The 14,446-nt window shown below is 60.2% G+C and carries 13 protein-coding genes; 11 read left to right on the top strand and 2 right to left on the bottom strand.

The features are described from left to right. Nucleotides 1-29: 29 nt before the first annotated feature. The 9 genes from AB3X98_RS15285 (at nucleotide 30) to AB3X98_RS15245 (ending at nucleotide 9,686) form a co-directional block, all read left to right on the top strand. Nucleotides 30-1,202: a sulfotransferase gene (locus AB3X98_RS15285; protein WP_368602319.1), complete on the top strand. Its 1,173-nt coding sequence runs from the start codon at nucleotides 30-32 to the stop codon at nucleotides 1,200-1,202. Next, the gene (locus tag AB3X98_RS15280) at nucleotides 1,199-1,708 is read left to right on the top strand and encodes a VOC family protein (RefSeq protein ID WP_368602320.1); all 510 of its coding nucleotides are present in this window, start codon (nucleotides 1,199-1,201) and stop codon (nucleotides 1,706-1,708) included. Before AB3X98_RS15285 ends, AB3X98_RS15280 begins: the two co-directional genes overlap by 4 nt. Then, entirely contained in the window at nucleotides 1,705-2,478 is a 774-nt protein-coding gene (locus AB3X98_RS15275; protein ID WP_368602321.1) for a 3'(2'),5'-bisphosphate nucleotidase CysQ, read from the top strand. The genes AB3X98_RS15280 and AB3X98_RS15275 overlap by 4 nt, the downstream gene beginning before the upstream one ends. Before the next feature lie 24 nt (nucleotides 2,479-2,502). Next, entirely contained in the window at nucleotides 2,503-3,405 is a 903-nt protein-coding gene (gene cysD, locus AB3X98_RS15270) for a sulfate adenylyltransferase subunit CysD (RefSeq protein WP_368602322.1), read from the top strand. Continuing rightward, nucleotides 3,405-5,330 carry a sulfate adenylyltransferase subunit CysN gene (cysN, locus tag AB3X98_RS15265; protein ID WP_368602323.1) on the top strand — a complete coding sequence of 642 codons (1,926 nt, stop codon included), beginning with the start codon at nucleotides 3,405-3,407 and terminating at the stop codon, nucleotides 5,328-5,330. The genes cysD and cysN overlap by 1 nt, the downstream gene beginning before the upstream one ends. Nucleotides 5,331-5,540: 210 nt before the next feature. Then, entirely contained in the window at nucleotides 5,541-7,211 is a 1,671-nt protein-coding gene (locus tag AB3X98_RS15260) for an electron transfer flavoprotein-ubiquinone oxidoreductase (protein WP_368610274.1), read from the top strand. 36 nt (nucleotides 7,212-7,247) lie between these two features. Continuing rightward, a complete protein-coding gene (panC, locus tag AB3X98_RS15255; RefSeq protein WP_368605984.1) occupies nucleotides 7,248-8,084 on the top strand; it encodes a pantoate--beta-alanine ligase in 837 nt (278 codons plus the stop codon). Nucleotides 8,085-8,180: 96 nt separating this feature from the next. Then, the gene (locus tag AB3X98_RS15250; RefSeq protein WP_368605985.1) at nucleotides 8,181-8,990 is read left to right on the top strand and encodes an SDR family oxidoreductase; all 810 of its coding nucleotides are present in this window, start codon (nucleotides 8,181-8,183) and stop codon (nucleotides 8,988-8,990) included. 87 nt (nucleotides 8,991-9,077) lie between these two features. Then, nucleotides 9,078-9,686 (top strand): TetR family transcriptional regulator, encoded by a 609-nt coding sequence (locus AB3X98_RS15245; protein WP_083245638.1) that lies wholly within the window; start codon nucleotides 9,078-9,080, stop codon nucleotides 9,684-9,686. Here AB3X98_RS15245 and AB3X98_RS15240 read toward each other — a convergent pair. Both AB3X98_RS15240 and AB3X98_RS15235 read right to left on the bottom strand, forming a co-directional pair. Further along, entirely contained in the window at nucleotides 9,610-10,395 is a 786-nt protein-coding gene (locus tag AB3X98_RS15240; protein ID WP_368605986.1) for a CerR family C-terminal domain-containing protein, read from the bottom strand. The genes AB3X98_RS15245 and AB3X98_RS15240 overlap by 77 nt on opposite strands. Nucleotides 10,396-10,748: 353 nt before the next feature. Further along, nucleotides 10,749-11,420 carry a TetR/AcrR family transcriptional regulator gene (locus tag AB3X98_RS15235; RefSeq protein ID WP_069268758.1) on the bottom strand — a complete coding sequence of 224 codons (672 nt, stop codon included), beginning with the start codon at nucleotides 11,418-11,420 and terminating at the stop codon, nucleotides 10,749-10,751. Between the two features lie 138 nt (nucleotides 11,421-11,558). Between AB3X98_RS15235 and AB3X98_RS15230 the strand changes: the two genes are divergently transcribed. Further along, nucleotides 11,559-12,851, top strand: coding sequence for an NAD(P)/FAD-dependent oxidoreductase (locus AB3X98_RS15230; protein WP_342947415.1), 1,293 nt, complete (start codon nucleotides 11,559-11,561; stop codon nucleotides 12,849-12,851). 301 nt (nucleotides 12,852-13,152) lie between these two features. Continuing rightward, nucleotides 13,153-14,421, top strand: coding sequence for an acyl-CoA dehydrogenase family protein (locus AB3X98_RS15225; protein ID WP_368605987.1), 1,269 nt, complete (start codon nucleotides 13,153-13,155; stop codon nucleotides 14,419-14,421). The last annotated feature ends 25 nt before the right edge of the window (nucleotides 14,422-14,446 follow it).

Raw genomic sequence — 14,446 nt, 5'->3', positions numbered from 1 at the left:
GTACAACAAATGTTTTAAGGAGATGCCATATGTCATTGCCTGGACGATTCACAGGCGCGGAGGATGCGCTGCATGCCGCCGCTAGCGGCGCAGCCGGCTTGAACGATTTCGGAGTCGGCGCGGAGTACATGCCGGGTCTGACGCAGCTTTTGATTGCGCTCGACGACGATGGTCCGCGCTTCGCACCCGGAGGGCGCGAGTTCGTCTGGAATGCGCTGGTCGGCGCGCTGATTTCGCGCCTGGTGCTGGTAGAGGGCTTACGCAAACAGGCCGGCGCCGTGCAGAAAATTCCGCGGCGCCCGCTCGTCATAACGGGAATACCCAGAACAGGCACAACCGCGTTGCATAAGCTGCTCTCGGTGGATCCTCAGTTCCAGGGGCTGGAAAAATGGTTGACGGTCTTTCCGCAGCCTCGCCCCCCGCGGGAGACGTGGAGCGGCCATGCACAGTTCCTGGCAACCGCGGCCGGGCTCGAGGCCTTCTTCAACGCCGCGCCTGAAATGCGCGCAGCGCACAACATCGTGGCCGATGAGGTGGACGAATGTCTCGAGATCCTCAAGCAGGGATTCTGCAGCAACCTCTGGGGGTCGTCGTTCCGCGCGCCCCAATACGATAGCTGGTGGCGCGAGCAAAGTGAGTTGCCCGCATATCGCTACTTCGCGAGGGCCATTGGCTTGATTGGAGCGCGCGATAGCGAGAGGACGTGGCTGTTGAAGAATCCCGGTCACATCATGCAGTTGCCGGCGCTCTTCGAGGTCTTTCCTGATGCTTGTGTCGTACAGACGCACCGCGACCCGATGCAGGCACTCCCTTCGCTCGCAAGTGTGCTGACGATGGCGCGCCGCGTCTCCGAGGGCAATCGGGTCGACAAGCACGAGATCGGCCGGCGGGAAGTGGAGAACTGGGCGAGAGCGAGCGAAGCGGCAATCGAAGCGCGTGCGCATTTACCAAAGAAGCAGTTCATTGATATCCGGCAGAAGGACTTTCAGGTCGACCCGATCGGCACGGTGAGGCGGATCTATAGTCACTTCGGTTTCAGACTGAGCGCGGAAACGGAGCAAGCGATGCGCGAGCGTGTCAAGCGGAATCCGGAGCATGCTCACGGCACCCACGGCTACACACCTGACGAATTCGGTCTTGCAGCGGGAGCGATCAGGGAGCGCTTCTCCCGCTACATGACTACCTACGGACTGGACAGATGAGCATTCCTTCCCTTTCACCGTTTTCCGGTTTCCTCCAGATTGCCTATGTCACGACTGATGTGGACGAGGCGATTGCTCGCTTCGCTGCTGAACACAATGTCCCGGCATGGGCGCGGTTGCCGGGAATTGAAATCGAGTCGATGGGCGGGCGCCACTGCAAGCTGAATATCGCGCTCGCGTTCGTAGGACCGACGCAACTGGAGTTGATCGAACCGCTTTCCGGCGACGATCGTATTTACCGCGAGGCGCTGCCTCAAACAGGCTTTGCAATTCGCCACCATCACTTCGCGCAGTTAATCGAAAGCGAAGCCGCATTCGATACGCAACGTGAGCAAATGGCCGCGAGCGGCGTGTCCATCGTTGTCGACGGCCAGTCGCCAGGCGCGGCCCGCTACTTCTACACGGATCACCGCGCGACGCTGGGGCACTATATCGAGCACATCTGGTACACGCCCGCGGGCCTCGCAGGAATGAAGCAATTGCCGCGCAACGGGGAGGTGCGATGAACGTACTCGAAGAGGCGCTCGCGCTGCATGACGACCATCGTCTTGCTGCTCGCATCGCGACGGCGGCCGGGGATGCGTTGAACGCGATACGCGCATCGGCGGTGCTTGCCGGCAAACCGCTGGGTGCAGTCGGCGACGCTACGGCGAATGAGCTTATCGCGCGAATCATCGGCCACGCGCGCCCTGACGATGGTTTTCTCTCGGAGGAATTCGCGCCGGACCCGAAACGCCTTACTTGCGATCGCGTGTGGATCATCGATCCCCTCGATGGCACCCGCGAGTATGGCGAGCGCATCGAAGGGCGTAGCGACTGGGCGGTTCACGTTGCTTTGACTGTCGGCGGCATGCCGGACGCATGCGCGGTCGCGCTACCGGCCCTGGGGATGACGTTCGCAACCGGATCGCCCGCAACCTTACCCGCAGCGCCACGAGGGCGCCTGAAAATTCTCGTTAGCCGCACCCGGGCACCTGAGCTGGCGCGGAAGGTGGCGGAACGCCTGGACGCCGAACTCGTGCCGATGGGCTCGGCAGGCGCCAAGGCGATGGCGGTCGTGCGAGGGGAGGCTCACGCCTATCTCCACGCCGGTGGCCAATACGAGTGGGATTCGTGTGCACCGGTGGGGGTGGCGCTCGCAGCTGGACTTCACGCAAGCCGCATTGACGGCAGCCCGTGCGTTTACAACGGCGCAGACGCCGCGATGCCGGATCTGCTCATCTGTCGTCGCGAGGTCGCCGAATCGATACTGGGCGTTATCGCGGCCTCGCAATGAATCGTTCCTCCAGAAGGACCTGTCATGCCTACTTTGACCCACCTGCGACGGCTCGAAGCCGAAAGCATCCATATCATGCGAGAAGTCGTTGCAGAAGCAGAGCGACCGGTGATGCTTTATTCGATCGGAAAGGACAGCGCCTGCATGCTCCATCTCGCGAAAAAGGCTTTTCATCCCGCACCGCCACCGTTTCCGCTGTTGCACGTGGATACCACGTGGAAGTTTCGCGACATGTACGCGATGCGCGATCGCATGGCGCGTGAGACGGGAATGCAAATGATCGTTCACCAGAACCCGGAAGCAAAGGCACTAGGAATCAATCCGTTCGATCACGGATCGCAAGTCCACACGGATATGTGGAAGACCCAGGGTCTCAAGCAGGCCCTCGACTATCACGGTTTCGATGTGGCCTTTGGCGGAGCACGCAGAGACGAAGAAAAGTCGCGCGCGAAGGAACGCGTCTTTTCGTTTCGCACTGCAACACATCAATGGGACCCGAAGAACCAGCGGCCCGAGCTATGGCGCCTGTATAGCGTGCGCAAGAACAAGGGCGAGTCGATTCGTGTGTTTCCGATCTCGAACTGGACTGAGCTTGACATCTGGCAGTACATCTACCTTGAGAACATCCCGATCGTGCCATTGTATTTCGCGGCGAAACGTCCGGTAGTGCAGCGGGACCGTGTGCTCGTAATGGTCGACGACGACCGTATGCCACTCAAGCCGGGTGAAAGGCCTGAGGAGAAGATGGTGCGCTTTCGCACGCTCGGCTGTTATCCGCTAACCGGTGCGGTGGAGTCGTGCGCCACGACTTTGCCGCAAATCATTCAAGAGATGCTCTTGACGACAACCTCGGAACGGCAGGGCCGCGTCATCGATCATGATGGGGCGGCTTCGATGGAACGAAAGAAGCAAGAGGGGTACTTCTGATGGCACACGTCTCCGAGCTCATTGGAACCGACATCGAGCGGTACTTGAAACAGCACGAAACGAAGAGCCTGCTTCGATTCATCACATGCGGGAGCGTGGATGACGGCAAGAGCACACTGATAGGCCGTTTACTGTACGAGTCGAAGATGCTGTTTGAGGACCAGCTCGCGGCACTCGAAGCCGATTCCAGGAAAGTAGGTACGCGTGGCGGCGCGATAGACTACGCGTTGCTGCTGGATGGCCTGGCGGCCGAACGCGAGCAGGGCATTACCATCGATGTCGCCTACCGGTTCTTCTCGACGGATCGCCGCAAATTCATCGTTGCCGATACGCCAGGCCACGAGCAGTACACCCGCAACATGATCACGGGTGCGTCGACGGCCGACCTGGCCATTATCCTGGTCGATGCCCGCAAGGGCATGCTGCAGCAAACTCGCAGACACAGCTATCTTGTGTCGCAGATCGGTATCCGCAACGTGGTGCTTGCGGTCAACAAGATGGACCTCGTCGACTACTCGCGCAAACGATTCGATGAAATATCGTGCGAATACTGTGACTTTGCGGAGAAGATCGGTATTCGAGGGGTAACGGCCATCCCAATCTCCGGCGTGAACGGCGACAACATCATCGGGAAAAGCGGAAAGACTGCGTGGTACGACGGGCCTTCATTGATGCATCACCTCGAGACTGTCGAGATCGACGAGGCGCGCTTGCAAGCTCAGCCCTTCCGGTTGCCAGTCCAGTGGGTCAACCGTCCCAACCTCGATTTTCGTGGTTTCGCTGGAACGATCGCATCCGGCGCGGTGCGTAAGGGGGATCGCGTGCAGATACAGCCCTCGGGACGGGAGAGCACCGTCGCCCGAATCGTGACGGCAGATGGCGAGCTCGACGTGGCCTACGCTGAACAGTCCGTCACGCTCGTGCTTGCTGACGAAGTGGACGTTTCTCGCGGCGACCTGATTTCGACAGTCGATTCACCCGCACAGGTCGCCGACCAGTTTGAAGCGACACTCGTGTGGATGAGCGACGAGCCTATGCTGCGCGGGCGCAGCTATTTGCTCAAACTCGCCACGCGGACCGTTACGGCAACCGTAATGCCGCTCAAGTACAAAGTGAATGTCAATACGCTCGAACACGTGGCTGGCGAGACGCTTACCTTGAACGAAATTGGTGTCGCGGAAATTGAGCTTGACCGCACGATTGCCTTCGATCCGTACGAGAATAACCGCGAAACGGGCGGTTTCATCGTGATCGATCGCATGACCAACAATACGGTTGGCGCGGGCATGTTGCGGTTCGCGTTGCGCCGCGCAAGCAACATCCATTGGCAGGCGCTTGAGGTCGACAAGCGCGCGCGGCGGGTGCTGAACGGGCATCAGAGTGGCGTTGTCTGGCTTACCGGACTATCGGGGGCGGGCAAATCGACCATTGCCAATCTGCTGGAGAAGCGCCTGCATGCAATGGGAAAGCGCACCTATCTACTCGATGGCGACAACGTCAGGCATGGGTTGAACAAGGATCTGGGATTCACGGCCGAGGATCGCGTGGAGAATATCAGGCGCGTCGCAGAGGTGGCGAAATTGATGGCCGATGCGGGCGTAATCGTGATCACTGCCTTCATTTCGCCGTTCCGTTCCGAACGAGGCTTGGCGCGCGATCTCATGGAAGATGGCGAATTTATTGAAGTTTTCATCGATACTCCCCTCGAGGTGGCTGAACAGCGCGACCCGAAGGGCCTCTACCAGAAGGCCCGCCGCGGCGAACTGAAGAACTTTACCGGCATCGATTCGCCCTACGAGCGTCCCCAGAATCCGGAAATGCGCATAGACACCACGAAATCGTCTCCTGAAGCGGCCGTGGAAGCGATCTTCGACAAACTCCAGACGGTGGGCTTCCTCGACGTATTTCGAGGTGCCCCACTCTGAGCCGGCGGCGGTGTGTGCGCGTGGAGGCGCTTGTTCATGTGGCGCCTTCACCACCGTCCATCGTTCATATTGTTATACGACATTCATTTATATATACTCCTCGCTGTCACCTACGGAGGATGCTGGAAGCGATTCCCGTGTTGATGGCGCCCTCGACGGGCGAGAGTCCAACGAGCATGGCGACGTTACGAGGCCAGGGAGAGAGCGGGGATGGCGGAAGGGAATCAGCAAGTGCATGGCCCACGCGAGTCGATGGAATACGACGTGGTGATCGTCGGTGGCGGTCCCGCCGGGCTGTCTGCCGCGATCCGCCTGAAGCAGCTGGCCGCGGAGAAAGGCGCTGAGATCGGCGTCTGCGTGCTGGAGAAAGGCTCGGAAATCGGGGCGCATATCCTCTCGGGCGCGGTCATGGACCCGCGCGCCCTGAACGAGCTGATGCCGGACTGGAAAGAGCAAGGCGCACCGCTGAACGTGCCCGTGACCGAGGACAAGTTCCTTTTTCTTTCCGAAACGGGGGCTACGGCTGTGCCGAACTGGGCGCTGCCCGACAACTTCAAGAACCACGGCAACTACGTCATCAGCCTCGCCAACGTCACGCGCTGGCTGGGCCAGCAGGCCGAAGCCCTGGGCGTCGAAATCTTCCCCGGCTTTCCGGCTGCCGAGGTGCTCTACAACGACGACGGCTCGGTCAAGGGCGTCGCCACCGGCAACGTGGGTGTGGGCAAGGACGGCGAGCCCACCGAAAACTTCCAGCTCGGCATGGAGCTGCACGCCAAGTACACGCTGTTCTGCGAAGGCTGCCGCGGGCATCTGGGCCGTCAACTGAACGAGAAGTTCAAGCTGGGCAAGGATTCGGACCCGCAGGTCTACGGCATCGGCATCAAGGAACTGTGGGAGATCGATCCTTCGAAGCACCAGCCCGGCCTCGTGATCCACACCGCCGGCTGGCCGCTCGAGTCGGACACCTACGGCGGCTCGTTCCTGTACCACATCGACAACAACCAGGTGATGGTGGGCTTTGTCGTGGGTCTTGCGTACCAGAACCCGTATCTCTCGCCGTTCGAGGAGTTCCAGCGCTACAAGACGCATCCGGAAATCCGCAAGTACCTCGAAGGCGGCAAGCGCGTGTCGTATGGCGCACGCGCGATCACGGCGGGCGGCCTGATGTCGCTGCCCACGCTCGTGTTCCCGGGCGGCGCGCTCGTGGGCGACGACGCGGGCTTCCTGAACGCCTCGCGCATCAAGGGCAGCCACGCGGCGATCAAGACCGGCATGCTGGCCGCCGATGCGGCGTTCGAAGCCGTGCAGGCAGGCCGCCAGAGCGATGAACTCGCGGCCTATCCGGAAGCGTTCAAGCAGTCGTGGCTCCACACGGAGCTGTACAGGGCGCGCAACTTCAAGCAGTGGATGAGCAAGGGCCTGTACCTGGGCACGCTGATGGTGGGCATCGAGCAGAAGCTGCTGGGCGGCAACGTGCCGTGGACGCTGCATCACCAGCATCGCGACCACGAGATGCTCAAGCCCGCTTCGCAGTGCAAGCCGATCGAGTATCCGAAGCCCGACGGCAAGCTCACGTTCGATCGTCTGTCTTCAGTGTTCATCTCGAACACGAATCACGAAGAGAACCAGCCCGCGCACCTCACGCTCAAGGACATGACGGTGCCGGTCGGCATCAACCTCGCGACGTATGCAGGCCCAGAGGCGCGCTTCTGTCCCGCAGGCGTGTACGAGTTCGTAAAAGACGATCAGGAAGAAGATCGTCTGCAGATCAACGCGCAGAATTGCGTGCACTGCAAGACCTGCGACATCAAGGACCCGACGCAGAACATCGTGTGGGTCACGCCCGAAGGCGGCGGCGGCCCGAACTATCCGAACATGTAAGCAGTACGTGGTTAAGTCTCAGAGGCAAGATCCAGCATGAAACTGATTCGGTCTGTCGAGGAACTGCGAGCTCAATTGCGCGGGCAAAACCGCACGGCATTCGTGCCGACAATGGGCAATCTGCACGAAGGACATCTGTCGCTGATTCGTCTCGCACGACAGCATGGAGATCCCGTCATTACCAGCATTTTCGTGAATCCGCTGCAGTTTGGACCGGGTGAGGATTTCGAGCGTTATCCGAGAACGCTTGAGGCGGACCTGGAGAAGCTTCAGAAGGAGAGTGTCTACGTCGTCTTCGCCCCTACGGAACGGGACCTCTATCCGCAGCCGCAAGAGTATCGCGTGCAGCCTCCAGGTGGGCTTGGCGACATGCTAGAGGGGGAGTTCCGGCCGGGCTTCTTTCAAGGCGTTTGCACGGTCGTAATGAAGTTGCTGTTATGCGCGCAGCCGCGCATAACAGTGTTTGGAAAAAAGGACTATCAACAATTGATGATAGTTCGGGAAATGTGCAAACAGTTCGCAATGCCCACGGAGGTCGTGGCCGGCGACACCATCCGCGACATCGACGGACTTGCGCTGTCCTCTCGCAATCGCTTCCTGACGCCGGAGCAACGCGTGGAGGCCCCCACGCTATATCGGCTCCTCAACGGCGTGCGCGAGGACATTTTGAGCGGTCGACAGGATATCCAGCGAATCGAACGGCGCGTGTTCTCAACGCTGGTCGATCGCGGCTGGAAACCCGACTACATCTCGGTTCGAAAGCAGGCGGACTTGCGCTCTCCAATGGAGCAGGATGTCGTCGGTCGAAAGCTCGTCGTGCTGGCGGCAGCGCGCCTCGGCAGTACACGCTTGATTGACAATCTTGAGATTTGAACCCTTGATGCTATGCCTTGCCACGGTGACTGGAGAGTAGGGCGAGAGCGCAACTCAAAGGCGCACACTGCGCCTGCCTGACATTGGCGTTTCGTTATGACTGAACCAGCAATTCACGACGGCGGCTCTCGTAGGCAATCGGTGCTTGTGACCGGAGCGGGCCGGCGAATCGGTCGCGCGCTCGCCCTTGGCTTTGCCGCGCGAGGATGGGACGTTGCCTTGCACTATCACGAGTCGAAGCGCGAAGCGCAAGAGGTTGTCGATGAGATCGCGGTGCGAGGCGGAAGGGCAATTTCCCTTTGCGCGGATCTTTCGAAAGAGGAACAGGTGAGGCAGCTTGTACCCGCGTGTGTGCAAGCATTCGGACGTCTCGATTGCGTCCTGAATTGCGCGTCGCGGTTCGAGGAAGATACGGCACAGACTTTTACCTACGATCTTCTGCTGGCGCTCATGAAGATCAACGTCGCTGCGCCGCTGGCGTTGGCGCGCGGACTCTACGACGCGATACCGGACTGTGCAGTTGCCGACGAGGCGCAGCGAGGCGTTGTCGTCAACGTTCTGGACCAGAAGCTTTACAACATGAATCCAGACTACATCTCCTATACCTTAACGAAAGCAGCGTTGGCGAATGCAACGATAGCGCTTGCGCAGGCGCTAGCGCCAAAGGTCAGAGTGGTCGGCCTGGCTCCCGGGCTTACGCTTGTCTCCGGCGATCAAACGCAAGAGCAGTTTGAGGCGGCTCACCGAATGACCCCGCTTCGGCGCGGGTCGCGGCTTGAAGACATCGTCGATGCAGCCGTCTATCTTGCCGAGGCACGTGGAGTGACCGGGACGACCTTGGTCGTCGACGGAGGTCAACATCTTGTATCCAGCCAGCGCGACGTGATGTTCGCGAATATTGGGTAGGCGCGCGGGACAAGACCTCACATCTCGCGGCGAACAGGGCGGATCAGGTGCAGCGCGACAAGAGAACGCGTGGAAGGCCGAGGGGACATGATGAAGCGAAAAGTACAGGGACTCGTAACGCGGGAAAAGATCCTCGACAGCGCGGAGATTTTATTTTTTGAACGTGGCGTCAGTGCTACGTCTCTTGAAGACATCGCTCACGCGGCTGGTATGACCAGAGGCGCAATCTATGGTCACTTCTCAAACAAATGGGCCCTCGTGACGGCTTTGTTCGAGCGATCAGCTTTGCCTCTGGACCCGTTCACAATTCCGCCCGAGAAGTCTAATGGGGCAACGCTTGGCGCCTTGCGTTCAAAACTTGAGAGGAGATTGGCCGACGTCCTTCACTCCGGCACACAACGGCGCCTGTACTCCATCGCATTCTCCACAGCAAAATCCGAAGGAGATACCGTTGTTTCCACATCGACGCTGGGGGAAGCTGCGCGAATCGCGCAGTCATCTATCGAGTCTGCGCTAAGGCTCGCAGCGGCAAATCGTGTGGCGACTGATCATGTCGACTACGCTGTGGAAGCGATATACATTCACTCACTATTGACGGGTTGCTTTCACCTGAGTTTGCTTATGTCATCGCATCAGGGCGCGGAGCAAGCCCTTGCGTCGGCTGTTGTGGGAAGGGCGCTTTCGCCCCTGCTCTGACAATCCTGGCGGGCCGTTCTCTCACTACTTCTTCGAGCAGCAGAGCCGTTTGCCGGTCAACGATCGATGTGATCCAGCCGAGCCGATGTGTATCGATGGATTCCCACCCTAGAGAAAGCATCATCGATCGCCGTGTGAGGTGAATTGCTATGAGTTGGCCGGTAATGGTTAGGGCGCGCAATAAAGCCTCCTCGTCGCCGGCATCTGTGCCCATCAGGCGGGCAACTATTTCGCTGCACACAGGTATCAGGCGCGTCTGAAGACGATCGCGCAATTGAGCCTCGGGAAACTGGGGTCCCAGGCCCGCCTGTTCCCGCGCCATGAAGAGCCTCCAGCTATCGGGCTCAGCCGAGGTGAACAGGTATTGAGCAAGATGTTTCTGGATTTCACGGAACGCGTGGATTAATTGATCGTCGTCCCCGTCTTTATCAAGTACGGCCCGCGCCGCGTCGACGGGGCTGGCGAGGTGATCAGAAATCGTTGTGGCGATGTGATCGACACACGCCAGATACACGCCTTCCTTGTTCGAAAAGTAGTAGCGCAATGCGGGTGGATTGACACCTGCTAGCTCCGCTATGTCTCGCGTCGAGGCTCCTTCAAATCCGCGCAAACCGAAAAGCGTGAGTGCTGCGGCAATGATTCGGGATCGCGTTTCATTGCCGCATACATAGCCAGTCGCTGTTCCGGAACGCCCTCGACTCTTGGTCATTGCCACAAGTTATCAGTCTTGTAAAAGGAGCGGGAAGTAAATCGGCTTGCTCCGTTGGCAATTGGCCGTGGGCAACAACCTCCGACAAGTCGATCTGAATGAATTCCAAAGACGGTACTCATATTCCACCCGCAATGATGTAACCGGTTAAGCGACCCGGCCATTCTGCACCTGGTTTGAGCGGATTTGCGATATTGTAATATTAGAACGACATACGCATAATCGCACTTAGGGCAAATCTCGACCCCGTTGGCTTTTCGCAAATTCGCCGTCCCAACCCGGGCGCTCACCCACAATATCTGAAGGATCGCTTTGCGGCAGATTTGCGAGCGGAGCGTCACGGGCGCAGCGGTTCAGCCGAGCATGGCTAAAGCCGTCGTCAGAACGGCGCGTTTGAATGCCTTAGGACGCCGCGGTAAGGAAGAGAACGGACTCAGTACATGGCTATAGGCGACAGTCTTGCTGATGCCATTGGCGAGCATCGTAAACAGGATGTCGGGATCTTGCCGCGAAATCTCACCTGCGTCGATCGCATCGATGAGCAACGGCACGAACACGTCATGAAACGGCCGCACCACCCGTTCGATCAGCAGGTTAAGGCGCTCTCCAGTTTCAGTTGCGGCAGTCGAAAAAAACATGCCAACGTCTGGCGTCAGAAACACCTGATCGATCAGGATCGACACGGCACCCTCGACGCGCGCTCGCGGTCCTGGACCTGTTATCTCCCGCAATGCGGCGGTCTTCGCGACCATGGGAGCCACTTCGTCGGCAATCTGGTCCACCACGGCAATCCAAAGCGCTTCCTTCGAGCCGTAGTGATGCGCGACCAGCGCGGGGTCGACACCCGATGCCCTGGCGATTTCCCGCACGCTAGTCGCCTCATAGCCGCTCCTCGCGAATGCCCCTCGGGCGCTGCGAAGCAATGCGTCGGCGCCGCCCGCGTCGCTGCACGCTGGACGGCCGCGCGACCGACGGGGCGTGGAAGTCGTCGTGGCGGACGGGGTTTGATCGTGAGCGTGTTTCATCGGCGACGACAGGTCGTGTTCAAGGAAAGCACAGAATTTTAGCGGGTGCCGCACCGCGAATAGCAGCGGCACCGGTTTGACATGAACCCTTCGAAATCTTAGTATCGCATTAATTCATCACTCGTAGAATATTTAATCATGCGCCAGACCACCCGGATCGTCATCGTCGGCGGCGGTATCGCTGGACTTCTGCTTGCGACCAGGCTGGGCAACACGCTTGGCCGCAGCGGCCGCGCTCAGGTCACGTTGATCGACAAAAGCGCAACCCACATCTGGAAGCCCATGCTGCACACGATCGCGGCGGGCACGCGCGATGTCCAGCAACAGCAGGTCATCTATCTCGCCCACGCTCGCGACCACGGCTTCAACTATCAGCCAGGCGAGATGGAAGGCCTGGACCGCAATGCGCGCATCATAAAGCTGGCTGCGCTGCGTTCGAAGTCGGGTGAAATAGTGATCGGCCCGCGCACCGTCGAATACGACGTACTGATTCTTGCGCTGGGCAGTCGCGCCAACGACTTCGGCACCCCAGGCGTCCTCGATCATTGTCATTTCATTGACAGCCAGGCTCAGGCTGAAATCTTCAACGAAGCATTGCGAATCCGCATATTCCAGAGTGTTGTGACGAATAGCGCGTTGCGCGTGTCGATCGTCGGCGCTGGAGCGACTGGCGTCGAACTGGCAGCAGAATTGAGCCGCTTGCTCGAAGTGGCGTCGAGTTACGGCGACCCCGGCATCCGCTCACGTCTGAACCTCACCCTTTATGAAAGCGCACCGCGGGTACTGGCGGCGTTTCCGCCGGCGGTGTCGGAGTCCAGTGAGGCACAGTTACGGCATATTGGTTTCAAGGTGCGAACGGGCACGCGAGTGACCGCCGCCGAACCCGATGGACTCCGGTTGGGCGATGGCAGCCACCAACCGGCGGATTTGATGGTGTGGGCGGCGGGCGTGAAGGCCCCTGATTTTCCAGGCAAACTGGATGGGATCGAGATCAATCGTTCCAATCAGATCGCCGTCAGGCCAACCCTGCAGGCGCAGGACGACGACACACTATTCGCGCTCGGCGATTGCTCGACGTTGACGCTCGCCGGCAATGAACGTCCTCTCGCACCCACGGCGCAAGTCGCCACGCAGCAGGCACAACATCTCGCCAGGCACTTGCCGGGCTGGCTCGGCGGCGGCTCGTTGCCCGACTTTGCATTTCACGACTTCGGCGCGCTGGTATCGCTGAGCGACTACAACGCCTTTGGGACGCTCGGGCAGTTCGGGTTCTTCCGTGGCGGGTTCATCAAGGGCCGATTCGCGCAGCTCAGTCATGCCATGCTCTACCGGCAACATCAGCAGGCTTTGCACGGTTTTGGCAAGGCCATGATGCTGTGGACCGCCGAGCAGATCAACGGCCTCGTGCAGCCGAAGATACGGCTGACCTGAACGCCACGCCACTCTCGACTGGAGAAATGTGTGATGGCCGATCGCACGGCAGCGCACTGTCGCGAAACAGGCGGGCAGCGATGACGCCAGTGACCAGTCCGGGCATCACGAGATCGCTCAGGCATCGCTGCAAATCCAGCAGTGAATCAGCAGCATGCTGTTGCTGAACCAGCAACAGCATGCGGTTTTCCCGACCTGCGCACACCTGATCCCCGGCCAACGATTGGCATGGCTTCTGCTTTATCGGTAGGGAACGAGGCCCGAACATGGGCCACCCATCAAGCCGGTACCTGGAGCCCCTATGACCGCATTGAATCTCGCCAGCACGGTGGCACTTGCTCCCGTTCTTTCTCCCGGTACGGATTACGAGCGTCTCGCTTCATGTTTTCGACCCGTTTTCGCCCGCATCGCAGAGGGCGTGCTCGAGCGTGAGCGCGATCGCAGCCTGCCCTATGAGCAGATCGAATGGCTCAAGGCCGCCGGATTCGGCGCCGTTCGCGTGCCGGTCGAGCACGGCGGTGCGGGGGCTTCGCTGCCTCAATTGATTCAGTTGCTGATCGAACTGGCCGAGGCGGATTCGAATTTGCCGCAGGCACTGCGCGGCCACTTCGCGTTCGTCGAGGACCGGCTCAACGCGGAGCCAGGCCCGGCGCGCGACGTCTGGTTCAGGCGATTTGTCGACGGCGAACTGGTGGGAAACGCCTGGACCGAAGTCGGCAGCGTGGCGATCGGCGACGTGATCACGCGCGTGTCACGTGATGGCGCACGCTGGGTGGTGAACGGAGAGAAGTACTACAGCACGGGCAGCATCTTCGCTGACTGGATCGACGTGTTTGCGCGCCGCGACGACACGGGCGAAGACGTGATCGCGGCCGTGCGCGCGAGGCAGCCCGGCGTGACACATCACGACGACTGGGATGGCTTTGGCCAGCGCACGACGGGCAGCGGCACGACCACGTTTGTCGCCGCGGAGGTGGACGAGATCGACATCATCGATTTTTCGACGCGCTTCAAATACCAGACCGCGTTCTACCAGCTGGTGCTGCTCGCCGTGCTCGCGGGCACGGGCCGCGCCGCGCTGCGCGACATCTCGCAGGAGGTGCGTTCGCGCCGGCGCATCTTTAGTCATGGCAATGCGCCTTCGTTCGCGCAAGATCCGCAGGTCCAGCAGGTCGTGGGCCAGGTCTCGTCGCTCGTGTTCGCGGCCGAGGCCACAGCCGTGCGCGCGGCACAGGCTTCGCAACGCGCGTATGAGGCGCGTTTCGGGGGCGATGCGCACGCCGAGCACGAGGCGAACGTCGACGCCGAACTAGATTCCGCACGCGGCCAGAGCGCGATTGCCGATCTCGTGCTGCGCGCGACCACGCTGCTGTTCAACGCGCTTGGCGCATCGGGCACGAGCGAGCAGAAGCGGCTCGACCGCCACTGGCGCAACGCCCGCACGGCGGCCTCGCACAATCCGATCGTCTTCAAGGAGCGCATCGTGGGAGATCGCGAAATCAACGGCACCGAGCCGCCGTACGTTTGGGCGATCGGAGCCGGTCCCGCGAAGGGGCAGAAGGCGGCCTGAGTACGAACGTGCGGTGCCGTCTCGC

It is taken from the genome of Paraburkholderia sp. BR14312, assembly GCF_040948675.1.
In the GTDB taxonomy this organism is placed as follows: Bacteria; Pseudomonadota; Gammaproteobacteria; order Burkholderiales; family Burkholderiaceae; genus Paraburkholderia; species Paraburkholderia nodosa_A.
This window is presented reverse-complemented; position numbering and strand designations above follow the sequence as displayed.